The organism is Acetatifactor aquisgranensis, assembly GCF_943193215.1.
Taxonomy (GTDB): domain Bacteria; phylum Bacillota; class Clostridia; order Lachnospirales; family Lachnospiraceae; genus Acetatifactor; species Acetatifactor aquisgranensis.
The window spans coordinates 198,284-223,287 of the sequence record NZ_CALPDH010000003.1 but is presented as its reverse complement, the minus strand read 5'-3'; the positions used below and the strand labels follow the sequence as shown (position 1 = coordinate 223,287).

The window sequence follows — 25,004 nt, the reverse complement described above, 5'->3', positions numbered from 1 at the left end:
CCGCATCCTCCAAACTGATTTGGTAGGAGCGTCTGCAACGCATGATCTATATGCCATCTGCAAATAGCAAAATTGACAGCCATTGCGGACATTTGCCTGCAAGTGCTGTCAAGTGAAAACATTTTATTTCAGACTATCCAGAAAGTCTTTTGCGCTCTGTATATGTTCTGCCGCCTCCGTTACGATAGAGCCGTCTATCTCATAGATCTCTGCCCAGGCATTTTCCACGCTTCCGGTCCACTGCCTTGCCGGCCATGGATGCGTGCCGCAGAGATACCCATTTTTCCAGTCATAGATCGGCGGCATCTCCAGATTGTGATAATGGATATATGCCAGCATCTGTTCATGTGTCCAGTCGGAGAGCGGGCTGTATCTCGTCACGCCCTGATTGTTGGTATAGATATTGTCTCCCCTTCCCACATAGTTCCCATCTGCCCGCCGGCGTCCCAAAAGCATCATATCCAGCTGGTTCTCTTTGTAATATTTCGCCTGCCCTCTATGCTGAACGATCTGGAACCACATAGACGCATATTTGCTGTCCTGTGGGAAAAGCATCTGCGGATGGGCGGCCAACCATTTCATGTCCTGTCCTGTGTTGATTATGGACAATTCCGGAGGCTTATGAGCATCCACCCATTCTATAAACGCTTTGTACTCCAAATTGCAGATAACGAGCACACAGGAGGCTATCCCCGCCATACGGCAGATTTCCCCCAGAACCAGGGAATCCTTTCCTCCGCTCCATGCGTATGCGGCCTTCTTTCCTTTGGTCTTCTTTTTAATCTCCTTCACCGTCTTGTCCACAAGCCGCTCCAGCTCTTTCCGGCTCACTGCCTGTTCAATCCTCTCCAGCGCCTCAATCCAGTCTGAGTTTTTAATCCGCTGCTTTCTTCCAAGCATGTTATCCATAATCCACCTCCCGCTTCCTGCTCAATGCAAGGGCCACGGTTCCCGAGAGGATGGCTGTCAGGAGACTGCCTACCGTTTTATAAATGGCAATCCCTTTTATATTCCCGTATCCGAACACTGGCAGGCCAATCAGCATGGCAGAGATGACTCCTGCCACTATGCCCTGCGGTGCCAGCCTTACTCCTTTGAGGGTAAGAACCGTCGGCAGCAGCGTGGACGCCCTGAGCGTCCCATACATCAGGAACAGGTGCGTCACCGTCAGCCCTGGGATATTCGCTATGGCAATGCCGGCTGCCAGAAGGAACAGCATGGAGAGCTTCGTCTTTCCCAATGTCTTTTCCTGAAAGATATCCGTGGCAAGGGATGATGCCGCACATAGGTTGCTGTCTACAGTGGACAGCAGGCCTGAAATTACCATGGCCAGAAATGGAATCATCGCCCATGACGGGAACAAAGCGCATATCAGCTCGAAATTGATTATCCCTACATCCTCCGCGGCATATCCCATGCCAGCTCCAATGAACCCAATGATTCCCATGGACAGCGGGACGATGCCGAACAGCAGCGCCCCTATCAGGAATGCCCTGCCGATTCCCTCCTTTCTGACACAGAAAGCCCTCTGCCAGAAGCATTGGTCTCCGAAGGGCCCTGATATGAGCCCAATCGTGGTCGGCAGTCCAAAACCGAGGAATATCTCTAGGCCTTTCTCCGAAAACAGGTGTCCTGCATCCCCTGTGGACCCTCCTAGACCCGTGAGCAGCGTTTCCAGCCCTCCGCCATTCTTCATGCCAAAAGCTGCGAACCCGATGCTGGCGGCCAGCATGAAGGCCATCTGGATGGCATCCGTCAGCATCGATGCCCTTATTCCGGAAAACTGGGAATAGGAAAACGCAATCACTGCCATGACCACCGTCATAGCGGCAAACGGAATCCCGGTAAGCATGCTCAAAATTTTGCTGCCTGCCAGCAGCTGCACCCCGGTGGACAATGCCGACAGCGCCCCCAGCTGGCACAGATAGACGTTCCTCACAGCCCTGGAGCGGTATTTCCCATACATGTAGCCGGACAGCGTCATGCCCTCCGGCATCTCTTCCCTTATCCTCTTTGCAAAGGGAATGAACAAGACCAGGCAGAGGACATTGGGTACCAGGAACCAGAAGAGCCCTGCAAAGCCCTTCGTGTAGGCGTTCTCTGTGGACGTGAACAGGGCCGGTGCCCAGATCCATGTCGCCGCTATGCTCAGCGCCGAAAGCCCCCATCCGGCATCCCTGTTCCCGACACAGAACCCTTCGACACTATCCTCCCTTTTTGTCATGATTGCCGTTGAGCCTATCATCACCGCTGCATAGGCCAACAGCACTGCCAAAGCATAATTCATATAGCATTCCTCCTTTCTCTTCTGGAGGAGCCTTTCATGCCTTCCTCTTTCAGTCCCCCTTTCTCGGAAAATCTGCATGAAAAAAGGAAGCCTGGAGCATCTCCAGACTTCCTCGAACGTTTGATTCAGAATTTTGCAGATATCATTCTCTCACATCTATAGTGCAAAGTCAAGGAAAACTTTTTGCAAATGGAGGATCTAACGTACCTTCAGTCCGTCCACCCCGAAAATGAGTGCTGAGAGCCTTTCCGTTGCCACTTTTAAATCCCCATAGACGCTCCTGACCGATATGTGATGCTTCTGTGCAATCTCCTTCGCTGACAGGATGTCCTCTGCCATGTACATATCCCACATGACCTCATACCTCCTCATATCGGCCTCCCTGTTAGGGGATTTGTCGCAATATGCCTCATACAGCGCGAACATGGTCTCTATATGGGACACTATGACCGCCGTCCTGGTGGCGCTGCGCCTTATGCTCTCCACGACCACATCATCATCGTACATCGACATCATGGACTCCAGGATGTCCAGGGCGGACTCCTCCATCTGCGTCCGGCCGAAGACGGAATTCTCCGCATGCTCCTTCAGCATATGGTAGTTCCGCAGGAGCAGCTTCGTGTTCCGAAGCCGACGGTCGGTCCTGTCCACACGTTCCCTCTTCCGCTCCTGTTCGAGCTTCCTCAGGGCCTCCTTCGCCCCGATATCGGCGGCCTTTTCATAGATTTCCTTCAGCTGTTCCGGAGTGAGGGCGATTATGGCCAGGCCTACGCCGCCTGCATCTGCCCCTTCTTCCACCAGCTCCATCCCAGCATCGTCCGCACAGCTGGCGGCTGCCTTTTCCACCACCTCCCGCTCCACATGCATGTCTGTAATCCTATCCGTCCCCCATCCTGCGCTCCGCAGTGCCATGATCTTTCCGACATCCACTTTTTCCATGCTTGGCCCTCCTTTTCCTATTCAAAATCCTTCCGGATCATGATATAATCTTATCTGTCCATTGGAGGGTTGCGAAAGCGCTCTCCTTTTCCTATTGTCTGGACAGCACCTGCAGATAGTCATCCATGGACATCTGCCCAGGCAAATCTTGGTCGTCCTTCTCCTCTACGGGTGCTTCGACCGCTTTGCGGCTGGCATGCATGTTGGTTCCGAATTTCCTTTTATAGCAGACCGGCCCATATCCAAGCTCCCTGCTCCTCGCGTCCTTTAATCTCCTGCCACAGATTGAGCACCGCATCATCCGCCCTCTACCCCTTTCCGCAGGGCACATTCCGAACATAGAGCAGCAGCTCCTTGCTGAAGCACTACCGAAAGAAGCGGTGTCTTCCAACATTCACACCCACATGCCGGGCATTGTGTAAGTTCCCATCCAGCCCGGCCGACTGGAATGTTCTTTCTCATGGGCATCATGGCATATCCACCTTTTTCCTTTGGCCCTCTCGGCCATATCCTCGCTTCCACTCTTATCCCTCCTTAAATGCAAAAAAGAAATACTTATCCTTTACCTTGTCCGCTACATCCTTCCAGCATTCCTTCCCGCATAGGAACGACCTGCTCGCCAAAATTTCCATGGCATAATCCAGAATGTCAGATTCCTTGTGCAGCCACGCACAATGCTCTCTGCAATGCCCCTTGATTACCTCCAGCACATCCGACTCTCTATCGGCCTCAATCGCTCTGGACAGTTCCATCCTCCATCGCTCTGGCGAAAGCTCTCCCGCATCAGTCGTATAGACTTCCGAGAACTTCGTGACCGGCCTCCTGTTCCCCCTCCTGGTGATTTCATATGCGCCAGTCGGCATGGCGCTCCCTGTGCGTAAGTGGATTGCATATAACTCTACCATATGAAAAAATCTCCTTAGATACCTCCTATTTTTACTATCTGTTCAGCTCTCAAGCAAAAATCTCTGTTCCTCCAATTGTTCATAGATTGTCCTGCCATTGCCCGTCTCAATATATGGCAGAAATATCTCTTCGAACTTTACCATCTCGATGTCCAGCAATGCCATCTGTGCTTCCACCCAGTCTTTCAGGATACGCCATGCCACCCGTTCCGCCTGATCCATGGTATCCTTAATCTGTTTCCTGGGGTTCTCCCTCTTCTCCTTCTTCAGCACCCTCAGACATTCATCCACCTTTACTGGCAGACGGACAGGAACCTGCTGCAGCCCTGTGTCTATGAGAAAGGAAAGTCCTGTGATGGTTCCCCCATCGTAATTCTTCATAATGGATTTCGCATTATGTTTCATCAATATGTATTCGATTTCCGATACTGTCTTGAAGCTGTCCACAGTTGTCGTGTAATTCAATATTGCCATATCATCCCTCGCTTTCCTGCTCTCCCTCTCCGCATCGCTCAAAATAGAATGTCACATCGTCTCCCATATGCCGTACAAGCCCGAACCTCACGGCCGTCCGGAATTGGATGCTGTCCCTCATGAGCCTGTGTGATATCCCTGCAAGATACCGCCTATATCCCTCCACGTCCAAGGTGCCCTTATAATGGTTGCAGCTCCTACAGGCAGGCAGCATGTTCGACATGGCATCTAACCCTCCGATGTGCAGCGGCTTCATGTGGTCTACCTGCATGGCCTTATATTCCAGCCCGCACCCACAGTATGCGCAATGTCCAGCACATTTCTTGTACACCTGCTGCCGCTCTGCCTTACTCAGCTTTCTCCTCATTCTTCCACCTCCGGCTTCCTGCACCGCTCGAACTCTATCACCCATACCCAGGGATTGGCCTGCCAGCCATAAAGCTCGTGTTCAGCGGACTTTATAGTACTGTCCCATAAATCAATAAATACATGTTGATAGCACATATTATTATAGGCATCCCGGTTACTGCATGGACGGTCTTCGCATCCATCGTTTTTCCATGCACAGTCGCAGCCGGAGCCTTTCAGGCCTTCTGGCCTGACTGGCAGAATCCCTTCCGCCTTGTAATCGCCTATCTCCATTTTGTGCAGCCGCTCTACCCTTACGTCCGTGACTTTGAGCCAGATGCGGGCTATCTCTTTCGGCATGTGGATGGACGGATGCCATGTGTCCACGGACGGCTCCTCCCCAACGTCACAGGATGCCCTATAGCACCAGCATCCCCATTCCGCGCGTTTGGCGTTATAGACTTTGCCATAGGCTTCGCTCTCTGCGCACGCCCCATCCTCCATGCTCAGCCCGCAGTCCCAGCAAGGGCAAAAGCAGAACGTCTCCCGGACATACAGGATATCTCCAGGCTGATACCTGCAAATTTCTTTCGGGTCGTAACTGTCCCCTGTTTCCTGGTTGATATAAGCTACAACAGACTTTCCTCCATGCTCCACATCAAATTGATTTGCGGTGTCGATATCAATCTTCTGCCGTGTAACCGTTTTCCTGCCCTCCAGGATAGCTTGTACCATCTCACCGTTAAAAAGAATCGGTAATACCCTACTCATCACCCAGCCAGCCTCCTTCCACGATTTCTATTGCATACCTGAATCCTGTCGCAATCCCGTGGCAAAATTTCCTGAATTTGCTGTCAGAGCTTACAGGATTATCATAAGATTTTACCTTTTCCTCCATCTGTTCCATAACTTTATCCACGTCAAAGGCAGTAGCCTGTCCGTTAATCATATTCTCCACGTCTTTCGCATTGATATAGATTTCATTATCCGGTTTTCCGGTATCGTAGCAATCAATATCATGCCTAAGTATCCCTATTAAAGCATCTGCATTAATCAATCTCATTTCTCTTCACCCTTTCTCCGTAAGCCACCATCTGTCAGATTTTATCAGTATGCCGCCACGCTATATTCTGGTACTGTCGGCACCCCAAAATGTTCTTTTGCAAGCGCCACCGATTTCCCCCATCTGTTCCCCGCTCTCTGATACTCATCTGACTTTCCGTAGAATACTCGATATACTTCGCATGCTTCACAACAATGGTCTCCGGTACACTCACTGTATCTCACGCCCCCTGCTTCACTTCGGAATGTAGAAAAACAAGAAAAGTCTATAGTACTCTTCTGTCGCATTTCCGATTCCTGTATTCCTCCTGAAAAATCAAACAGATTCATCTGTCCCTGTAGCATCATGTCCCCTTCCCATCCTCTCTGCTTTCTATATTCCACCTTGTACCCTCACATCATGTCGAAAATGTTCATCTGCACAGGCTTTTCCTGTTCTTTTTTTAGGTTCTCTTCCCTCATGGCTTCCAGCTCATCTATCCGGTCAAGATCCAGGAGCTTATATGCCCTGTTCTGGTCTATCCGCTCCAGGTTCCCGAATCCGGTTTCCAATATCTTCTTCTCGATTGCCTTTTTCCTTTTTTCTTTCGCTTCCTCCCTCCTCTCCTTTTTATGTTCCTTCTTCCGTTTTTCTACATCCGAAGCATGGAATATCTGAATCCCATCACGGATGTCCTGAAGATCCTGCATCAAGTCCCGGCTCTCCCTCTGCTCTGCCCGGATGTTCATTATCTCCACTGTAAAGACCCTGCCATAGTATTCTGCGAAGAACAGTTCCGTATGGTATCTGCTGAGCCTTACGTAGCTCTCTATCCTATCCCGGCAGAGCTTCACTATGTTCCGGCAGATGTCCATGCTCACAGCATGCTTGAGGAATCTCACTCCTTTCTCTATCTGGGTGTATACCTGGCCTTCGAACAGCGTCCCATCAAGCTCCCTGCATTGGGAAGTGACCTTGATGTCGTAGAATACGTTCCCTTTCTTTTTGTCCAAAGGCCTCCCTAGGATAGGGCATACGTTCTGGCCGCCATCGAATACCTTCCCGAAATTGCCTGTACATTCCAGCCTCGCGCACTCGCATGGGTTGTAGCGCATCTGCCATGTCTTTCTTTCTTCGTCATAAAACATATGCCTGTCACAAGTGCGCCCCTGGTGCATCAGGTTGAAGCTTATCTTCTCCCTCTGCATCCGGTCATCTTCCAGCTTCAGTATCCCTTCCACGCTGCCCTCATAGCAGTATTCCTCATCGGTCATGTGCACGTTGCACCGCGAGCTTATGCTCCCTACCCCTGCGTCACGCAACGAAGGATGCTTCTTCACGCACTCCTTATCGTTGTATGGACATTTGACCGTCGCCATGTCGTTCTCGAAAGAGAATTCTATGTCCCCTCTGTACGGGCCTGCCATGCAGCTCGATCCCTTGCACTGTAGCCCGCATGGGGTTCTGTACGTCTTGCCATTGACATACCAGCCGTAATATTCAAACCCGCCGTTAAGGTTACGCAATGGGTCATCCTTGTCCCTGCAGCTGGTCCCAACGTATACATAGTCAGGATGTTCATCCGCTGTATATCCCTCCGCCAGGAGCTTCTGGGTCAAGAGGTTATATCCTTTTTCCATAGCTGCCACCTCATATCCCCTGGCATGGCCGCATCCCGAAGTAATCCTCCATGCGCTCCCGCAGCGCATCCACGTCCATGTCATATTCATTTGCGATGCATTTCTCGCATACCTTGTTCTTATAGGCCAGTGTCTTCGACAGCCGGGCATCCCAGCTGTTCAGTTTCTGGCCACAGATATTGCAATCCTCGTCCAGCCACCTTAATTTCATTGCCAAATCCTTGTCCTTGGAAGACTCCAGCTCCTTTCCTCCACATTATTACGTATCTTCATAATGATTCCAATCGCCGCTTCCGTTTTCAACCATCTGCCTCCAATCCTCGATTTCCATCTGCATGCCTATCGGTTCAAAGTTCATCCACAGCACTTCCTTCTTCAAGGAGCAGACCTGGGAATATGACGTTTTCTCCCGGCATTCCCATTTGCATAGCATATCCCGGTATAAATCCGTATCATACCCGCTCAACAGCACCGGCCCTTTATGCTGGAGCAAGGCCCTCAGCAGCTCTTCATGTTCCGCATCGCTCATTTCATATCGATAAAGCCTGCCATGCTTGGTCTCCATCATATATGGAGGGTCACAGTATATCAGCACGTTCTTAAAGTTGAACCTCCTTATGACATCGATTGCCGGCCTACTCTCAATCTGCACTCCACGGAGCCTTTCGGCAGCCTGCATAATCCTTCCAGGCAGGCTACTCCAGTCCTGCGATGCATAGGAGCGCTCCCGGGCCGACACATCGTTCTTCCATCCTACCCTCTCGCCCGTAGTGCGGAAGCCGTGCCCCATATTGAGCCTGACGATGAAGTCATAAGCTGCCTCGAAGCTGTCTTCCGGCACCGCCCTGTATGCCCTTTCATTCACTTCCCTGGCATATGGCGTCATATAGATCATGTCGGCCAGTTTCTTAGGATCTTCCCTTATACACCTGAACAGGTTCACGACGTTTCCGTCCAGATCGTTCACCGTCTCGATATTGGACCTGGGCTTATTGAACAGGACTGCCCCGCTCCCAAAGAACGGCTCCAGGTAGCTGTGATGGGCTGGGAAGAAGCTGATGATCCAGCCTGCCAATGACCATTTACTGCCCGGATACTTGAATACCGCCTTCATCCCTGCTTCTTATTCCCCCTTCCGGGCGGCAGCATATGCCGCCCTAGCTTATTTTTGTAGCTTGTTTTCCCTACGTGGCCAAACAGTGCTATTTTATCGCCACCGGAAGGACAATCGCCTTGAAATCGCTGTCCTCGGACTCTACGGTCATCGGCATCTTCGGACTCCCAAAGGATATCCTGATGTTCTCACAGTCAAAGGCCTTCAATGTTTCCGATACCAGGCGGGCATCGAACCCTATCGTCAGGGCCTCCGCGATATCCGTCTGGAGCCCTACCGTCTCATGGTAGTCTGTCGTCTTGTCCTTGATGCTCAGATCCAGGGAACAGCCCTCCAGACCAAACCTGACCGGGCACCTTTCCTCAGCGCACATCTTCGCCCTCGTCACGGCATCTAACAGGGCCATCCTGGATACAGTCGTATGTAGCGGGAGATCCTTGAACAATGTCCGGTATGTGAAATACTCCCCTTCAACCAGCCTGGTGTATACCTCAAAATCCTCCGTGATGAATACGGCTCCTGTCTTGCTGTGCCTGATCTGCACGTCCCCGGACATTCCAAGGGATTTCAGCTTATCTACCGTGTTCTTAGGTATCAGCAGCTCGAACTCCCCGTCATAGTCCACCCTGTCCCATGCCAGCACATGCCCATCCAGTCCGACGAAATTCAACTGGCCGCCACCTGCCTGTAGGCACAGGGAAGACATCAAGGGGTTGCTGCCCTGTGCGGGCACGGCATAGGACACACGTCTCATGGATCCCAGAAGCGTCCCTGCCTGAATCGTCATCTCGCTCCCCTCCTCCTGGGAGACCGTCATGGGGAACTGCTCCGGATCCATCGTCTGGTACTTGTTCCTGATCCTGTCTGCCTTGATGGTGATGATATTATTGGATGCGGCAGAAATCTCCATCTCCCCATCCGGCAGGTTGTTGATTAGGTCGAACGCCCTTTCCGGAATGATGAACGGTTCCCCCTCTATGCCCTCTATCTTCGCCTTGATGGTCATTTCTGTGTTGCTGGCTATCAAATAACCATCCCTGACCAGAATGCCCTGCAAGGCCGGATTGGCAGCCTTCTTCGGCACTGCCCCCTTAATCTTGTTCAGCTTCTGTGCGAGTTCCTCTTTCTGTATCCTCATTCCTCAGCTCCACCCCTTCCAAAATTAGTATCGTGCATCGTCTCTCCTGTAGCCTATAAGGCTCCAATTCCTGTGCTGTCATGAATTTATGGCCGAACAGCTCCTTCATCCCCTTCCAGACGCTCCAAGGAACCCTATAGAACCTTGTCAGTCCCATCGAGACCATCACATAGCAGTGGGCGCCGAACCCCTCATATATGTCCAGGCCCTTCCACTGGGCATCTGTAATGACGGTCTGGCTTATCCTGTCGGAATCCGTATGCTTCGCTTCGAACATGATGCCAGTGCCATCGCATAAAATCCCTTTATAGTCCGGCTGCCCTTTCTTCTCGTAATATCCCCTGACGACCCCATTCCTGTCCTTGCCAGTGATATGGAAAGGCTCCGGGGTCTTTTCTATGTATGCCAGCCCTTTGTGCAGATAGAATTCACAGGCATCCGATATCCAGCGTTCAAATGTCTCTCCGGCAGCCTTGTTTCGTCTCCCGATAATCTGCTGCCTTAAATCAGGCATCTGCATCCCCCTCCAATCTCTTATCAAGCAATTCTCTTATCTTGGACATTGTTGCTGTTCCGATACCTTTTATCCGCCCGATTTCCTCGACAAATTCCACTGCACTAAGCTGCAGAACCTCTTTCTTTTGCTCCTTCCTCCGATTAAAGCCCTCGCTCCTTGCCTTCTCCACCCTGTCCTCTACGTAATGCACCAGCTGTTCGTCTGTCATCTTCCGCATCTTCACGGCCTTGTCATGGATGATGTTCTCATCTGTCGTGCGCCTACAGCTCCTTTTCTTCGCCATAGCAGCCATCCTCTCCTCTCTTGACGCCCTATCTATGGCTATGCTGGCAGTCCAGTCAGCATAGCCCTCAATATTCCTGCCCCATTCAGCCATCTGCATCACCATGGCCAATCGGGGCATCCACCCGAGCGGCATCCAGCCCGAAGTCTCTGCAGCACCGCTCAAGGCAGCTCCTGCACAGGAACCCTATCTGTTTCCCTGTCTCCCCCCGCCTGCATCTCACAAGCAGGGCGACCATGTCTTTCTTCCTCATCCGCGCCTTGCACCCGCCACATGCGGCAATCAGCTTCCTCTCCATCTTCGGGCTCATCTTCGGATGCCTGAGCTGCTCCGGGAACTCCCTCCGCATATCGCCTCCTCCTACGATGGGAATCAGGCTGTCCTTCATGAACACAGGAATTCCGCGCCTGTCGCACCATCCGACAATGCCATCGATCCATTCCCTGGCAGGGACAATCTTCCCTTTCCTATGTCCTGTCTCAGCGCCGATGATCACCCAATCGGTCGATAGGCCATCCATATCCTGGGTCGGGAACGGTGCGTGCATCGGCTCAATGCTCCAGAATGTGTGGTGCACATTGGACGTGAAGCATCTGTCCTCCGGCCTGGTGAGCGTCGAACCATACCACATGTTTTCCCACATCGGCAGCATCCCGGCGGCATCGCAGCGTTCGTACCGCTCTGGATTCTTCGTAAGGAACAAGTAATTGTGGATGGGGCGCTCCCGGCAGATGCCAAAGACCTCCTTTATCCATCCATCCGGTACCCATTCCCCGAACATATCCGACATGGCCCCTACGAAGATGATGCTCCCCATCTTCAGTTTCCTAGGGACGTCCATCCGGTACCTATGCAATGTAGGAGCGAATCCGAAAGGATATACAAGGGGGCTGCCGGTCTCATTCATCATGGGGGCATCGAGTACGTACAGCCCCTCCCCTCCATCAGCGGCCGGCACCACGGAATAGTCCTCATTCGCCATCAGGTTCAATCGCACATCTCCCGAGAACCTGGACGTCATCCTATGCGCATAGCAGTAAGGGCAGTCATGACGGCAGCCAGTAATCGGGTTCCATGTATGGTCACACCACCCTATCTTTGATCGGTTCATGGCCTCCTCCTTCCGCAAAGCCCAATGTCCTTTCTCCCTTCCATTCAACCCTGCTGTAATCAATCCTCTGCCCGCATTGGCCGCAGCGCCTCGGCTGGTAGTCCGGCCCTGCATTCAGGGTGCTACCGCACCTCGGGCACAGCTGCTTCTCGCTTTCCGTAACCACGAACCCATATTTCAGATAGGTATACGTCCTTGCTATAGGCTTCCTTGCCATGTTCCTAAACATCCAATCCCTCCTCCCAGAACTCCACGAAATACATCGTCTGCCCTTTACCGCCCGGCCTCTCCTTTCCAATCCTTGCCGCATAGCCCGCCTTGATCAAAAGGCAGCACAGTGCGTTCCTGTCCTCATCGTTCAGCTTCATGAGCAGGTTCCTGATCCTATGCCTGCCTGTTTTTACATCGCTCATGCCGAAGCCGCCTCCTTCTTTAATCTATATGTTCTCATCTGTTCCGCGAACAATGCCGTGAACGCTTCCACCTCTGGCGTCATATCGCAATTATGGGCTCCTCTGCACTGGACGATTCGATTGTTCCTCCATTCAAGGGTGTAGAACGGCACTTCCGGACTCTCGATCCGCCTGACAAAGAATATGGTCGTCTCGCCTTTCATCACCCTATCGATGTAAGCCCCCACGCAATGGTGAAGGGCCTCTCCCTCGGCCTTCAGCTCCTCTGCCTGATATGGGAGCCGGATGAACAGCCCTTGCATCTGTAGGTTGGTCGGATCGCCCTCTCTCAGCTCCTTCCGCATCTGCTCCAGCAGGCGGTTGAACCTCATCACGTTCGCTCGATGCTCCTTATCCTTGAACCTCTGATAGGCCTTCGCCATCTCATCGTGCTTTTCCACGAAGTTCTTTGGATAAAGGTTGAATCCGTTCCGCATGTCATACCCCATCTCCAGAAGCCACCCTATATAGTCGAAGTAGTCCATCGTGTGGCGGATCTTCTGTTTTTCAAGATAGCCTTTCAGCTTATGGAGCGTCGTGTATCTCATAGCGTCCAGGAATTCATCGAAGTAGTCATATCTGCCTTCATCACGTATTGTCCGGAGCGCCTTCAGATCCTCCACCGTCAGCCTTATGCCCCTTTGCTCTGCATGCTTGACGATCCTCAAGTCCCGCGCCTCCGGATTGCCGCAAGTGGCATCCCTCAGGAGCAGGAACTGCTGCATTGTGATTCCACAGGTCTCCAGTATGCCCCTTCCGTTCCTGAAGCCTTCCCTTCCTGCCATGCCGGCATTCTCGAAAAGCTCCCTGACGAGCGTGTACCATCCAATCTTTATCATCTGCTCCACAAAAGGATGCCTGCGGTAGAAGTTGAAGTAGTTGTCCACAATCCATACCGATGTGTCCCTCATAGACGGCACGACCTTTTCAAAGAACATTCCGATGCAGCTATATCTCATACAGGTACTCCTCAGGAAATCGAAGTCCGTATTGTAGAGAACCGTCTGTCTCGGTGCTTGGAATTCTGATGGGTTCCACCAACGGCTATGACTTTTGGGGTAGCACCAGCGTACTTCCTTGCTGTATGTGTATGTCTCCCATTCGTAATACTCCACGCTTGTCGAGGTGTGTATGCTGCGGAACATTTCCCTGCTCTCGATTTTCGGATGCCTAAAGTCTCTGCGGAAATCTTTGCTATGGCAGAAATAACGGACCAGGACATCGTCTCCGCTCGGCTGTACCAGGACACTCCAATTGACTTCTAACAGCGATTCCCTGCCATACCCCTCGCTTTTCGCCACAATCGGCTTACTACAGTACGGACAGGCATAGCCTGTATTGTGCTTTAAATGTCCGGCGCTGCTACGCAAAGCGATTCCCCTGTAATAGATGCCGTCTTTTCCAATCTCGTACTCATGCCCGCACCTGGTGCAATATGCCCGTCTTGCTTTCTTCGAGTAGAAAAAGTAATTGTACTCATCGAACACTGTCTCCTCGACAAACCGCTGGTAACCCTCCGGCAACCCTCCGAACAGCTCCATGCGCGCATCTATCCCTTCGCATATCTTCCGATGCTTCTCGGCCAGCTTCCTGTCCCGGATGTCTGCCTGGTAGGCATAGATATAATCTTCAAACCCAAAACCTGCATCGCATCGGTTCGAGCGGTTGCGCTCCCTCCACTCCCGCATGAATCCCACTATCGTTTCTCCGTCATGCGGCGATGCGAGCGCCAGCCTGCTTTCTGTCCGATAACAATCGCTTATGCAGAATCCGACGATATGGTTAAATGCTGCCGTCCTCCACTTCGTCTTCTTTTCCGTCATATCCTGGGTGATATATCCCGCCTCTTGGCAGAAGGTGCGGAACCAGGGGATGACCGTCTTCCCCTTTGGCTTGAAGCAGTTGATTATCAGCGTGTCCTCACCGTTTATTTCAGTCCTCTCTGCTGCGACTATGCCCCTCATTCCGGAAGCCGTTTTGCGCAGTACCTGGTACCGCTTTTCCGCTTTCGGCCTTGGCATAGCGGATAAAGCCCTTTTATCCATCCCTTCCGCCCCCTCACATGCCCATCATCGAGAACAGATCCATCTGACCGTCCATCTCTTTCGGCTTCTTGGGTTTCGGCGGTTCTGCGGGCTTCCTTCCTGCCTTGTCCGCTTTCTTCTCAGCCGGTTCCGTACCCTTCCTGTCTCCCTTTTTCTGTCCAGCCGCCTCCTTTCTGCGCGCTTCCTCTTTTATCTTGCGTTCGGCAGCTTCCTTGGCCTTCTTCTCTTCCTCGGCCCGGTCATCCTTGTGGTAATAGTCCTCGGCCCATTCGTACACCACTTCATCGCGGACGGCGGCACAATTCCCTTTCACCTGCTTCCTGGCCTGGCTGTAGATATAATCAAAGCACTTCTGCCATGTCTTATGCTCTTGTACCACGTCCTCGGCCAGGCCTTGATCCTCCTTGCAGCGCCCAAGGAGATAGCCTATGACTGGCTCCGCAAACGCTCTGTCTTTTGCCGCCTCCATCTCCCTTTTCAGCTTTTCCTTAGCCCTTTGCTTGACAGGCTTGGCACTCTCCTCTTTGGCAACTGCAATTTCCTCTGCGGTCGGTGCAGGCAATCCTGCAACAATTTCCCTCAAAGATGCTGTCCCCATAGGAATCACATCATCCTCTGCATCTATTTCCCCCCTGGTGTCCGCATTCTCCGCCTCATCCCCGACATCGCTGTTCATCAGCCACTCATATTCCTTTTCAAGCCTCTCATTCGTCACGTCAAAGAGCGTATCCCCGGCCGCATCATAAAAGACGGTCACCTTTGGGCGTTTCAATGTCCTATAGGTCTCGCCCATCACTACGACATCAGGATTGCTCCCCTCCTCCTTGTAGCCGGTTCTCAAGTACTCATTCACCACCTGGTGCCAAATGCACCCGTAGGCATAGTCCTCGGTTCTTTCAGCCGTAAAATGCACGACTTCTTTTTTTGCCTTCATACCGCTCCTCCTTATGCTCTTTTCCCACTGTTTTTCCGGTGGTTACGGTTCCACCCATATCGTCCGGCATGCCATGAGCTTTCCGCCATCTAGCTGCCTTCTTTCCTCACATTCTCGACCAAGCTCCTCTCCAGCTCGGCGATGTCATAATCCTGCCGCTGGAACTGGTTGAACTGGTTCCCATATCCCTGTCTGGCGTTCCGCCCCTGCTTCGCCCTGCTCTGGACGATCAGCGTCTCGAACTTCTCCCGGAACTTCTTCGTGCTGCGGATGTTGGACTTCCAGAACCCGTCCGTGGTCGCGAAGGTCAGGGCCTCTATGATGTCCGCCTCCGCCCTCCCGTCCAGCCGCTTCATCCGCTCAATCTCCACCGCCCATTTCCGCTTGTCCGCCTCGGTCTTGGGGACTTTGGAGTTGGGGAACACGGCCACACACGACCGGACCAGCATGTCCACGCACTGGTACTCAAAGTCGCCGACAGGGTTCTTCTCCGATGCGCCGGAAGGGTCGGTGGAGGAACCGTTGCCCGGAGGAGCAACGATTAATTCTTTCTCTCTTTCTCTATCTCTAATCTCTAATCTCTGTGTAACGTTTTGGTAACAGTCCGGTAACTCTCCGGTAACATTGTTACCTCCATTATGTAGGTAACGCTCCGGTAACATCTCGGTAATATTGTTACCTTCCAGCATCCTTTTCTGCTCCCGGATGCGGCGCATGATGGAAGCCTTGTCCGTCTCCGAACCTATCATCTCCTCCATGCGGGGGATGCATATCTCCCCGCCCTCCAGGATCTCCACCAGACCGATGTTCTTCAGCAGCTCCATCGCCACCACCACGGTATCGAAATCCGTCTTCGTTATCTCCGCAAGCTTCACGGTGTCATATGGCACGAGCAGCGTCCCGACAGTGCGGATCAGCAGTCCGTTCGTCTTCAGGGACTTGAGGCAGAGCTTCAGGTAGAACAGGGCGTATTCCTTCCCTTTCGGCTGCTCCTCCAGCCATTCCATGGCGTCATCATCGAAAAAGTCCTCCCTCAGTTTCATCCAGTAGAATTTCTTTGCCAAGCGACCACTTCCTTTTCACCAATATTCATCAGTCCCACCTCACATGGCTTCCCCTGCCGTCCTTGTGCACGGTGACGCTCTGGGGGAACCTCGCCTTGAACTCCTGGTCATGCGTGATGGCCATGACCTTCAGGCCAGGGTACCTCTGCCGTATCGCCTCCAGCGCGTCCACGTAGGCCTGGGTGCCGTCAGAATCCAGGAAAGGCGGCTCGTCTATCAGGAGGAACCCAAGCTGTATCCCCGCCGTGGACGCCTTGACCTCCGACAGGGCCAGTATCACGGAGAGGGACGACTTCACCTTCTCGCCGCCGGACTTGGACAGGTAGGGGAGGGCCGGCTTCCCATATTCCTCGATGAAGATGCCAAGGGACTCCTTTTCCTTCCCGTTCTTCTGCAGCTTCTCCAGATGGAGATCCACCCCCATCTTCCCCCCGGTCATCTGGCCGAGAATCGCATTGGACGTGGCCGTCAGCTGGGGGATGACGGAACGGACAATCTGGTGAGGGATGCCGCTCTGGCTGAACGCCGCCTTCAGGGCCTCATAGTCCGCAGCCCCCTTCGCGTATTCCATGGCCTGGCCCTGTAGCGCGGCGGCCTCCTCCTTCAGCCTGACCAGCTGCTCCGCTTTCTGCCGCAGCGCCCCCAGCTCCATCTGTTTCCCCTTGGCCAACGCGCTGACGGCATCCACCTCCGCATCCAGCCGGGAAACGGTTCCCGCCAGCCCTTCCATGCCGGCCATAGCCAGGGCCTCCCTGTCCGCCTCTGCCTGCCTCTCGTCAATCTCCGCTTCAATGTCCGCCATCTCGGCGGCCAGCTCCAGAATCCTGCCCATGGCCGTGGCCCTTCTTTCCTCTGCCACAGGCAACTGCCTCTCCTTTTCGAGCCAGGGGGCCAGCGCTGCAATAGCACCAAGGACCTGCCCATGCTCCTCAGATGCCTTAGAGTAACGGTCACGCTCCTGCGCCGCCGCTATGGCCTTCATCTCGGCCTCCGCATGCCGCCTTTCCGCTTCGGATATATTTGACCGCAGGTGCTCCATTTCGGCCTCCAGCAGGGCAATCCTCCCCTCCCTCTGGTTGATTTCCTCGAGCTTCGCCACATAAGGCTCCAGTTCGGCTAGCCGCTCCGATACCGCATTCACTCTATCTGCATCAAAGGGCAGCCCAGCCAGCTGCTCCTCCAGCTCGGCAACCCGCTGGCCGAGAGGAGCCGCCTGCTCCCTATAGGCTTTCTCCAAAGCCGCATATCGCTCGGGATACCCTTCAAGGGCCTGTTTTGCTGCAATCGCGTCAGCCAGGAACCCGCACCTGGCATGGGCCATATCCACGCATTCCACATTGGAGAGCAGCTCCGCTTTCTTTTTCATTCCATCCTCTTCGAGCCGCAGGCGCTTTACGTCCGAATCATATCGCTCAGCAATCTGCTGCAGGCTGTTCTTTTCCAACACCAATTTCTGCTCGACCGCCCAGTGCACCCTTTCCTGCTCATATAGTTCATCCAGCAGCTTCTTCTGTCGTTCATGCTCCGCGGCATTCTCTTTGATTTCCGCATCCTGCTCCGTAGGCTGGCATGAAGACAGCTCGGTCTCCTTCTGTACAAGCTTCGCCTTAAGGATATAGATGCCCGACTGTTCCGATGCCGCCTGGCTGGCAAGCCCTTCCGCTTCCCGCCTCTTCTCGGAATACAGTGCGGATTCTCCCGCCAGCTGCCTTTCACGTTCCATCAGGATCCTGTGCTCCTCGACCTTCGCTTCGATTTCCTGTCTGCTGTCAAGGATGGCTGCACAGCTGTCTATGATGGCCTGCTGAGTGGCCCTATTTTGGCCTGCGGCAGCCTTCTTCGCTTCCAGCATGGAAACGGCTGACAGCAGCTTTCTGCGCCTTTCTGCGGCTTCCTGGCAGTTCGCCAGCAGCAGCTTGTTCCTGTCCCGCTCTGCGGCCTTCACCTGCAGGGCTTCTTCGTACCCCTCCAGCTCCGCCTGGCAGCCCTCCAGCTCCCTGTCCGGATTCCCCAGGCTGGAGATGGTGCCATGGTGAACCTCGGCCTTCTGCTTCAGCTCACGGTTCCTTGTTCCATACGCCTTCGCCTTGTCCTGTGCTATCCTCTCCATGCCCTGGTAGACTCCCAGGCCAAGGAGCGTCCCGAGGACTTCAACCCTATCCTCTGGTTTCGCTTGTAAGAACAGGCCATACTGGTCCTGCATGATGAGCGCGCAGGATTTGAGCGTGAAGCTGTCCATGCCGATGATGTCCAGTATCTTCTGCTGGGTGTCGTTGTACCGCTCCTCCGAGCAGTCCACCCAGTCCCCCTCGGCAAGGCACGATATGTTCAGCGTCCCCTTTCCGGACCTGGCCCTCGTCCTCGTCACCCGGTACTCCCTCTCCCCGATGCGGAAGGTGAACATGATGGAGCCAGAGCGAACGGAGTCATCGTTGCGCAGCCAGGGCGACTTCCCTGCCTCGTCCTTGATGATGCCCTCCCGGGGCTGCTCATACAGGCAGTCAATGATGGCGTCCATGAACAGGCTACTCTTCCCTGCCCCGTTCTGCCCGTTGATGGTGCAGAACGTCACGTCATCGAAGCGGAATGTCTCGTCTTCATAGTTCCTGTAGTTCTTCACGGAAATCTCTACCGGCACGAACGTCCCGGTACTGGCCGCCGTAGGCATGCCAGCCTCAGCCTCCTCGATGACAGGTCTCGCCTTCGCCACCAGCTCCTGAATCTTGTCCGGCGACACCTGCTTCTCCTCCAGGTACCTGACAAGGTTCGCCTCTGAATCCATCGTCCCGGCAAGCTCTGTACGGTTCGCGAATCCCCCGACATCCTCTGGCAGTATCTCCGCCACCATGAACGCGCCGTCCTCCAGCAGCGCCCTCTCCAGGGCCGCCCTGTTGAACCCTTTGGCGTTCTCCGCAGAGCAGCTGTAACGGACTCTAACTATCCTGTCCTGCACAGCCCCGTTCCAGCGCCAGAATTCCTGTGCCACGTCGTCCATGCAGCCAAGGTTGATTGCCGTGATGTCGGTGTCCGTCATATTGAACGTGATGAATTCCCTGTACGGCGTCTCCACGAATTCAGAGCTGACGGCCGACTGCTCCATGTGGTGAATCCAGAAGCCCCTCTCCTGTCCCTCATCGTTGAAGTTATTGGCATTGATGGAGCCGGAATAATATACGTTGTCGAACCCGGGAACCATCTGGGGGCGGTGTATGTGCCCCAGGGCCACCAGCCCATAGCCCGCAGCGGACAGGGATTCCGATGGGATGATGGGCTCGAACTGCGTCAGGGACTGGGACTGGCCGCCCTCCATGTTGCACCCCGGCACGGTGTAATGCGCCATCAGGATGGCCGGACGATCGGCCCGGCACTCCGCCCTGAGTCCCAGGGCCATGCTGCCCAGCTCCCGGGAGATGGACTCGTTCTCCTCCTCCCGCCCCAGCCCCGGGAACTGTGCCCGGTACACGCCGGCCTCGAACCCTGGCATGGCGGCGATGTCGGCCCACTCCGTCCTGACCACCTGCGGCGTGGTGACGATATGTACATTCGGCCAGCCCGCGAAATATTTCGCAAGGACCTTGAACGGGCCCGCCCCGTCATGGTTCGGCGTCCCCCGCATCACCACCACCTGCCCCGCAGCGTCGGCCAGCCGGGAGATGATGCCAATCGCCACGACCACCTCGTCGCAGCACCGCTCGCTCCATGTCTTCCCTGCGTGGAATATGTCCCCGGGCACCAGGGCCAGATCCGGCCTCTCCTGTTCCGCCCGCGCCGCCATGAATTCGAGGCACCGCCTCGTGTCCAGGGAGCGGAGGTTCACCCCATCCCTCTCCGGCCCCTTGAAGTCACCTATGTGCCAGTCAGCTGCATGAATGATTGTGATTCCCATATACTTCCCTCGCTTTCCTCGTTATCTCTTCCATCTGCGGGTACAGCAGCTCGAACCGTCTGTCCGATATCCCGCAGAACTCTATGCCTCCATCTGCAATCTTCTCTCCAATGAGCAGTATGTTCCCGACAATCGGTTGCCCGTGTTCATCCGTCCCATACAGGTAGCTGCCCACCAGGTTCGGCTCAAGGCCATGGCTGATGCCATCCTCATCGACCAGCATGCTCACGAAGCTCCCTCTTTCCCTCATGATGCCGTTCGGGACTCCAAATTCCGTATACAGGCGCTTCGGGAGGACATGCTCATATATCTCGCAGCGCGGCCCAATCAGCGCCTTGAGCCATTGGTTCTGTGCCTGGAGCGTCCCTTCCGGGAAATCGTGCGCTGAGACCTCATTATCCGTGCCTATCCTGATAATCTTCATTGCCGCCTCCCTCCCCTCTGCTCTCCCCTGACGATTTTCTGGCACTTGTAGCACAGCGGGCGGTCATAATGCTCTATGGAATATTCCCATACCTTCTTGGGAATCACCTCATTGCACTTGTCGCAGCGGAAGTCCATCGTCCTGTCCTCCTGCTCCTGGATTGGCTCTTCCGCGCCAGGAGCCTCCCGGTAGGTGCCATCGACGTACTCCTCATACTCCTCCCCGTCCGAGGCCTCGATGGAAGCGCTTTCCGGTACCTTAGCCTCCACCTGATGGATGCTGGGGATGTTCCCGAAAAGCCTCTGGGAGGACTGGAACATGCTTTCGATGGCCGCCTGCTTCACTGCCTCATGATTCAGGTTGGGCACCAGGTAGGCCACCACGAAAGGCTTGCTAATCTCCTCCAGCGTGTAGGTGCCCTTGATGTGCAGGGCGGTCCTTATGGCTCCATTCAGGGCCTTGGCCTCGCATATCTGCGGCAGGTGCTTCATAAACTCCGTCCTCTGCTTGTCCGACATGCCGGGAACCACGTTGTCAACGATGATTTCATGCGTGTCCTCCACCATCAGCACCTCCCCTGTAAGCTGGGGGACGGAGATGGTGATGCGGAACGCGACGTCCTTGTTCCGACAGCTCCCGCACTGCACCACCTTCCCGCTGTGCTGGTTCACCGCCACGCACTTCTGGCAGGTAGTCGGTATGACGTGCTCGCTGGAGACCATCTTGATGCCCGCGCCGTCCGCCAGCTTCTTCAGCCCGTTCTTCGCGATTGCGTACAGATTTGGCGTCGCAGGATGGACATTCCCGTTCTTGTCCCTGTATTCCTTGCTCGCCTTCTGCTGGATATAGACATCCTTCTTCTGGGGGTCGGTGTCCAGGCGCACGACCTGAATCACCGGAGACTTGATGTCCGGCACCTGCACCATCACGTCGGTGTTTCCCATCAGGTTGTACTTGGATGCCGGATAATTCTTAGGAATAGACAGCTCATACATAGAATCCATAGAAATTTACCTCCATATCGTATTTTTTGCTTGATTTTTGCAGCAGGATGGTTTACAATATGGTCATCCTGTAGGGCGCTCTGGCTTCTGGCCGAGTGCTCTTTTTCCATCCTGTAGACCTTCCTGATGAATCCATTTCTTACTCCTGCGGATACGCCGCATCCGGGATGCCCCTTTCCCCGCATGTCATCCCCTTCCTTTCCGCTGTCCACTGTCTAGCCGCGCGGGCAGCCCTTTCCGCAAGCCCGATTGCCTTAAAGGCCCCATAGAACACGAAAGGGATGACCAGGCATTCCCCACCGTAGGCCCTGTACCCTCTCTGTAGGAACGCCTGCTCCATGGCCCGTGCCGTATACAGATACGTCACCATGGCTGCCGCCAGCCCCCTGAACATCACCCAGGCTGCCTTCCCTGCCAGCCGCCTGGCTACCGCCCATCGCCTCCGCCGCTCCCTGGCCAGGCGAATCCTTTCCCCAGGGCATCCGGGGACGCGCCGGCACTCCACCACAATCCATACCCTCTGCCTGTCCCTCCCTGTCCACTTCATTATCCCAAGCTTCATGCCCTCCTCCTTTCATTTAAATTCCCCAAAATAAACGACATCTGGCCTGTCTCCTCCCTTTCAAAGAGTCCCTCGGCCTCCGCCCGCTCCCTCTCCGCCGTTTCCCGGCAGTCGCACGTCTCTCCGGGGTCCAGTGCGGCTCCACAGTACGGACAGGTTCTGTAATATGCCATTTCACACCTCCTCATCGCCAAGCTTCTCAATGACGGCATCGACCACGTCCATAGGAATCCCGAACCGCTCCGCAAATATGTATTTGCTCGCCTTCCCCTGTCCATATGCCATCATGCCGGCCTCCTTTGCCTGGCGGTTGATTGCCCTGATTGTCTGATACGCCTTGTTCTCTTTGCACCCGAGGAGCTTCATCACGTTCTGTACATTGACATAAGTGGTCGTCGCCGCCCTCAGAACTCCCGGTGCAGTCGCCAATGCTCCCATGCAATCCCTCCTATTCCAGGTTCTTCTCCGTCCACACCTTCAGGCTCTGGGCGATGACCGAGATTTCATCCAGTGTAGCCAGAATCTTACGCAATGCCGGCTTCTCATCGTCTGTAATGATGCCATCCGCGGTGATGTCCAGCAGACTCTCCTTGGTCTCCGCGACCTTCCGGAGGCTTGCCATGGCCCTCACGGTTATGCGGTCCAAGTCCTCCAGCTCCAGCACGGGGACGTCGTTCCCAAGGGGGCACATCTCCCGGCAGTAGTAGTTCCGCAGCTCCGGCGCATTGTACAAATCCGCCATCTTCATCACCATGTCCGGCGGGACGATTTTCGTCAGGCCCAGCTCATAATCCGATAACGTCGATACCGATACCCCCAGGAGTTCTGCCGCTCCTTCTTTTGAATATAGCCTTTCATTGAATTGGGCAGCTGCCAGCCTCGCCTGGCAGAATCGGTTGTCCGCTGCTTTCGTTGGTCTCCGTCCCATCATATCCCTCCTTAATCACCCTGTACCCGCGGCCCTCCATTTCCTGAACCAGCTCCTCTGATGTAGCTTCCGCCAATATCTCCTTTCTGGCCTTATACATATGTCCCATATGGAACTCCTGTCCGTTCAGGATTCTTGACCTTATGAAGCAAGCATCCATCGGTGCATGGAGCACCTCGCACAATTTGGTAATCATGTTGTTGGGGATGCTGTCGGGACGCATAAACCAGCGGGCCACCGGCTGCCATGGGGCCCGGCTATAGAGTTCCTCCCCCATGAGCGCTATCTGCTGCTTATCGACCCCCATCCGCTGGGCGACTTCTTCCTCAGTCAGGCCCTGCGCGACCATATAGTCGTATAACAGGCAGGTAGTCCCATCGTATGCTGGCCTTTTCACTGCTTTAGATGCCATTTTTCTTCTTACCTCCACTCCGTATAATGGAACCAATAGACCATGGTTCCCTACCGCGCCAGCGCGACGTCCACCTCCAGCGCCCTGCTGATGGCCTGTATCGTCTCGTCAGGCACGACTATCCTGCCGTTTATGATGGCCGAGATATAGGACCTGGACAGGTTCGTCTCCTGGCTCAGGCTTGCCAAGTTCTTATCAAGCACGACCATCTGAACCTTGCACTGCCTCCCCCACGGCGATAATTCCCTCTTCATTGCTTCACCCCTTTCGCACTTTTTACTTTAAAAAGTTGCAATAATGTGTTAAACTAGGCTGTAGATGCTATCCCTGTCAGTTGCCGCTGAGAGAGACCTTATTGCTTTTTGTTACTGTAACCTGTTGCAATTACATATTATCACCATATATGGCGATAATCAAGATGATTTTCTCCATTTTTGGCGATTTAGGAGATGTGTACAAAATGGATGCCCAAATTTCGTATGATTCGCCAAATATAGCTGAAATGATTAAAGTCCGCTCAAAATCCAAAGGCATAGCCATAAAGGATATGCTGGAAAGCTTGCAGCTTGGCTCCAATACGATGTCCCACATGAGGCACGGTCGCGCTATTGCTTCTGACAGCCTCGCCCGCATCGCCGACTACCTGGACTGCTCCGTGGACTACCTGCTGGGCAGGACCGACAACCCGGAAAGGAGAATTTTTCTTATGCTGGACAGCTTAAACATTGATTTTGACAAAATATCCTCCGAGGTTCAAAATGCCATCGACAGCGCCAACCAGGCCATACTTGCGGAAAATCCAGAAGCCAATATCAACGAGATTGACCGTGTTGCGGCAATTGCGAAAGCTGTGTGTCTTTCCGCGCTACAGGCTTATCACGATGAATTAAGCAAAACTCTTCAACCGCGCGGCACCACTGTTGAATGATTTTGTTTTGGTTATTTTCATTAGAAGCCTTATCCGCCATTTGACCTCCTTTCCCCGGCTGGCACCGGTGATTGTGTTGGTTTGCTGTAACTTGTTGTTGTGTATGTTTATAATAATCGCAAATTTGACACTTGTCAATATATTTTGTGTAATATTTTCGATTATTTTATTTGGAGGTGTCTTTTTTGCTACTCACGGAAAGAATTAAGTCTCTGGCCGATCCATTGCATATGACATTTGCCAGCATTGAACGCGATGTCGGTATTGGCAGAGGAACTATTAGGAAATGGGATGCCAATTGCCCTGCTGCTGACAAATTGCTTAGAGTCGCAAATTTGCTCAATACAACAATGGATTTTTTAATGACCGGAGAAGCCGACAATAGTTTTTCTTTTCTAACCAATAGTGATGCTGAATGGCTATCACTTATCCATCAGCTTCCTCCAGAGGCCCAATATGAGTTTAGGGGAGAACTAAAAGGCTATTTAAAGCGCCTCAATGAGGAGTCCGTTGCAGCGGACTCCTCATTGAAAAAGACTGGAACCGATAAATTGGGAAAATAATTCC

General features: G+C 53.7%; 32 protein-coding genes. 2 read left to right on the top strand and 30 right to left on the bottom strand.

Annotated features, from left to right (window positions below; genetic code table 11):
- Positions 1 to 123: 123 nt before the first annotated feature.
- The 30 genes from NFS35_RS04055 to NFS35_RS03910 form a co-directional block, all read right to left on the bottom strand.
- Positions 124 to 909, bottom strand: a complete 786-nt coding sequence (locus tag NFS35_RS04055) for a phosphoadenosine phosphosulfate reductase domain-containing protein (protein ID WP_251205868.1) — start codon at positions 907 to 909, stop codon at positions 124 to 126.
- Entirely contained in the window at positions 902 to 2,287 is a 1,386-nt protein-coding gene (locus NFS35_RS04050; RefSeq protein WP_251205867.1) for a sodium:solute symporter family transporter, read from the bottom strand. Before NFS35_RS04050 ends, NFS35_RS04055 begins: the two co-directional genes overlap by 8 nt.
- A 198-nt stretch (positions 2,288 to 2,485) precedes the next feature.
- Complete coding sequence (locus NFS35_RS04045) at positions 2,486 to 3,226, bottom strand: hypothetical protein (RefSeq protein WP_251205866.1); 741 nt, start codon at positions 3,224 to 3,226, stop codon at positions 2,486 to 2,488.
- A gap of 91 nt (positions 3,227 to 3,317) precedes the next feature.
- Positions 3,318 to 3,527, bottom strand: a complete 210-nt coding sequence (locus NFS35_RS04040; RefSeq protein WP_251205865.1) for a DUF6011 domain-containing protein — start codon at positions 3,525 to 3,527, stop codon at positions 3,318 to 3,320.
- 223 nt (positions 3,528 to 3,750) lie between these two features.
- On the bottom strand, positions 3,751 to 4,131 hold the full coding sequence (locus NFS35_RS04035) for a hypothetical protein (protein ID WP_251205864.1): 381 nt from the start codon (positions 4,129 to 4,131) through the stop codon (positions 3,751 to 3,753).
- Positions 4,132 to 4,173: 42 nt separating this feature from the next.
- Positions 4,174 to 4,605 carry a hypothetical protein gene (locus tag NFS35_RS04030; RefSeq protein WP_251205863.1) on the bottom strand — a complete coding sequence of 144 codons (432 nt, stop codon included), beginning with the start codon at positions 4,603 to 4,605 and terminating at the stop codon, positions 4,174 to 4,176.
- A gap of 1 nt (position 4,606) precedes the next feature.
- On the bottom strand, positions 4,607 to 4,972 hold the full coding sequence (locus tag NFS35_RS04025; protein WP_251205862.1) for an HNH endonuclease: 366 nt from the start codon (positions 4,970 to 4,972) through the stop codon (positions 4,607 to 4,609).
- The gene (locus NFS35_RS04020) at positions 4,969 to 5,724 is read right to left on the bottom strand and encodes a hypothetical protein (protein ID WP_251205861.1); all 756 of its coding nucleotides are present in this window, start codon (positions 5,722 to 5,724) and stop codon (positions 4,969 to 4,971) included. The genes NFS35_RS04025 and NFS35_RS04020 overlap by 4 nt, the downstream gene beginning before the upstream one ends.
- Entirely contained in the window at positions 5,717 to 6,016 is a 300-nt protein-coding gene (locus NFS35_RS04015; RefSeq protein ID WP_251205860.1) for a hypothetical protein, read from the bottom strand. The genes NFS35_RS04020 and NFS35_RS04015 overlap by 8 nt, the downstream gene beginning before the upstream one ends.
- Before the next feature lie 392 nt (positions 6,017 to 6,408).
- Positions 6,409 to 7,635: a hypothetical protein gene (locus tag NFS35_RS04010; RefSeq protein WP_251205859.1), complete on the bottom strand. Its 1,227-nt coding sequence runs from the start codon at positions 7,633 to 7,635 to the stop codon at positions 6,409 to 6,411.
- Between the two features lie 10 nt (positions 7,636 to 7,645).
- Positions 7,646 to 7,846: a hypothetical protein gene (locus NFS35_RS04005; RefSeq protein WP_251205858.1), complete on the bottom strand. Its 201-nt coding sequence runs from the start codon at positions 7,844 to 7,846 to the stop codon at positions 7,646 to 7,648.
- Between the two features lie 48 nt (positions 7,847 to 7,894).
- Positions 7,895 to 8,749, bottom strand: a complete 855-nt coding sequence (locus NFS35_RS04000; RefSeq protein WP_251205857.1) for a DNA adenine methylase — start codon at positions 8,747 to 8,749, stop codon at positions 7,895 to 7,897.
- 88 nt (positions 8,750 to 8,837) lie between these two features.
- A complete protein-coding gene (locus NFS35_RS03995; protein ID WP_251205856.1) occupies positions 8,838 to 9,887 on the bottom strand; it encodes a DNA polymerase III subunit beta in 1,050 nt (349 codons plus the stop codon).
- Positions 9,841 to 10,401 (bottom strand): Holliday junction resolvase RecU, encoded by a 561-nt coding sequence (locus tag NFS35_RS03990; protein WP_251205855.1) that lies wholly within the window; start codon positions 10,399 to 10,401, stop codon positions 9,841 to 9,843. Before NFS35_RS03990 ends, NFS35_RS03995 begins: the two co-directional genes overlap by 47 nt.
- On the bottom strand, positions 10,394 to 10,798 hold the full coding sequence (locus NFS35_RS03985; protein ID WP_251205854.1) for a hypothetical protein: 405 nt from the start codon (positions 10,796 to 10,798) through the stop codon (positions 10,394 to 10,396). The genes NFS35_RS03990 and NFS35_RS03985 overlap by 8 nt, the downstream gene beginning before the upstream one ends.
- On the bottom strand, positions 10,773 to 11,798 hold the full coding sequence (locus NFS35_RS03980; RefSeq protein ID WP_251205853.1) for a DUF5131 family protein: 1,026 nt from the start codon (positions 11,796 to 11,798) through the stop codon (positions 10,773 to 10,775). Before NFS35_RS03980 ends, NFS35_RS03985 begins: the two co-directional genes overlap by 26 nt.
- Positions 11,770 to 12,027 carry a hypothetical protein gene (locus NFS35_RS03975; RefSeq protein WP_251205852.1) on the bottom strand — a complete coding sequence of 86 codons (258 nt, stop codon included), beginning with the start codon at positions 12,025 to 12,027 and terminating at the stop codon, positions 11,770 to 11,772. Before NFS35_RS03975 ends, NFS35_RS03980 begins: the two co-directional genes overlap by 29 nt.
- A complete protein-coding gene (locus NFS35_RS03970; RefSeq protein WP_251205851.1) occupies positions 12,020 to 12,211 on the bottom strand; it encodes a hypothetical protein in 192 nt (63 codons plus the stop codon). The genes NFS35_RS03975 and NFS35_RS03970 overlap by 8 nt, the downstream gene beginning before the upstream one ends.
- A complete protein-coding gene (locus tag NFS35_RS03965; RefSeq protein WP_251205850.1) occupies positions 12,208 to 14,295 on the bottom strand; it encodes a PcfJ domain-containing protein in 2,088 nt (695 codons plus the stop codon). Before NFS35_RS03965 ends, NFS35_RS03970 begins: the two co-directional genes overlap by 4 nt.
- 13 nt (positions 14,296 to 14,308) lie before the next feature.
- Positions 14,309 to 15,229 (bottom strand): PcfK-like family protein, encoded by a 921-nt coding sequence (locus NFS35_RS03960; protein WP_251205849.1) that lies wholly within the window; start codon positions 15,227 to 15,229, stop codon positions 14,309 to 14,311.
- Between the two features lie 89 nt (positions 15,230 to 15,318).
- Positions 15,319 to 16,293: a phage replisome organizer N-terminal domain-containing protein gene (locus NFS35_RS03955; protein WP_251205848.1), complete on the bottom strand. Its 975-nt coding sequence runs from the start codon at positions 16,291 to 16,293 to the stop codon at positions 15,319 to 15,321.
- 28 nt (positions 16,294 to 16,321) lie between these two features.
- The gene (locus NFS35_RS03950; protein WP_251205847.1) at positions 16,322 to 20,179 is read right to left on the bottom strand and encodes an AAA family ATPase; all 3,858 of its coding nucleotides are present in this window, start codon (positions 20,177 to 20,179) and stop codon (positions 16,322 to 16,324) included.
- Positions 20,151 to 20,603 (bottom strand): DUF3846 domain-containing protein, encoded by a 453-nt coding sequence (locus NFS35_RS03945; protein ID WP_251205846.1) that lies wholly within the window; start codon positions 20,601 to 20,603, stop codon positions 20,151 to 20,153. Before NFS35_RS03945 ends, NFS35_RS03950 begins: the two co-directional genes overlap by 29 nt.
- On the bottom strand, positions 20,600 to 21,607 hold the full coding sequence (locus tag NFS35_RS03940) for a hypothetical protein (RefSeq protein ID WP_251205845.1): 1,008 nt from the start codon (positions 21,605 to 21,607) through the stop codon (positions 20,600 to 20,602). Before NFS35_RS03940 ends, NFS35_RS03945 begins: the two co-directional genes overlap by 4 nt.
- A 139-nt stretch (positions 21,608 to 21,746) precedes the next feature.
- Positions 21,747 to 22,169 (bottom strand): hypothetical protein, encoded by a 423-nt coding sequence (locus tag NFS35_RS03935; protein WP_251205844.1) that lies wholly within the window; start codon positions 22,167 to 22,169, stop codon positions 21,747 to 21,749.
- Entirely contained in the window at positions 22,166 to 22,342 is a 177-nt protein-coding gene (locus NFS35_RS03930; RefSeq protein ID WP_251205843.1) for a hypothetical protein, read from the bottom strand. The genes NFS35_RS03935 and NFS35_RS03930 overlap by 4 nt, the downstream gene beginning before the upstream one ends.
- Before the next feature lies 1 nt (position 22,343).
- Positions 22,344 to 22,607 carry a hypothetical protein gene (locus tag NFS35_RS03925; protein ID WP_251205842.1) on the bottom strand — a complete coding sequence of 88 codons (264 nt, stop codon included), beginning with the start codon at positions 22,605 to 22,607 and terminating at the stop codon, positions 22,344 to 22,346.
- A gap of 10 nt (positions 22,608 to 22,617) precedes the next feature.
- Positions 22,618 to 23,097 (bottom strand): helix-turn-helix domain-containing protein, encoded by a 480-nt coding sequence (locus NFS35_RS03920; protein ID WP_251205841.1) that lies wholly within the window; start codon positions 23,095 to 23,097, stop codon positions 22,618 to 22,620.
- A complete protein-coding gene (locus NFS35_RS03915) occupies positions 23,024 to 23,509 on the bottom strand; it encodes a helix-turn-helix domain-containing protein (RefSeq protein ID WP_251205840.1) in 486 nt (161 codons plus the stop codon). Before NFS35_RS03915 ends, NFS35_RS03920 begins: the two co-directional genes overlap by 74 nt.
- 50 nt (positions 23,510 to 23,559) lie before the next feature.
- A complete protein-coding gene (locus NFS35_RS03910; RefSeq protein ID WP_251205839.1) occupies positions 23,560 to 23,712 on the bottom strand; it encodes a helix-turn-helix domain-containing protein in 153 nt (50 codons plus the stop codon).
- 257 nt (positions 23,713 to 23,969) lie between these two features.
- On the opposite strand from NFS35_RS03910, the gene NFS35_RS03905 reads away from it, so the two are divergent.
- Positions 23,970 to 24,437: a helix-turn-helix domain-containing protein gene (locus NFS35_RS03905; RefSeq protein ID WP_251205838.1), complete on the top strand. Its 468-nt coding sequence runs from the start codon at positions 23,970 to 23,972 to the stop codon at positions 24,435 to 24,437.
- Positions 24,438 to 24,622: 185 nt separating this feature from the next.
- Positions 24,623 to 25,000, top strand: coding sequence for a helix-turn-helix domain-containing protein (locus NFS35_RS03900; protein ID WP_251205837.1), 378 nt, complete (start codon positions 24,623 to 24,625; stop codon positions 24,998 to 25,000).
- The last annotated feature ends 4 nt before the right edge of the window (positions 25,001 to 25,004 follow it).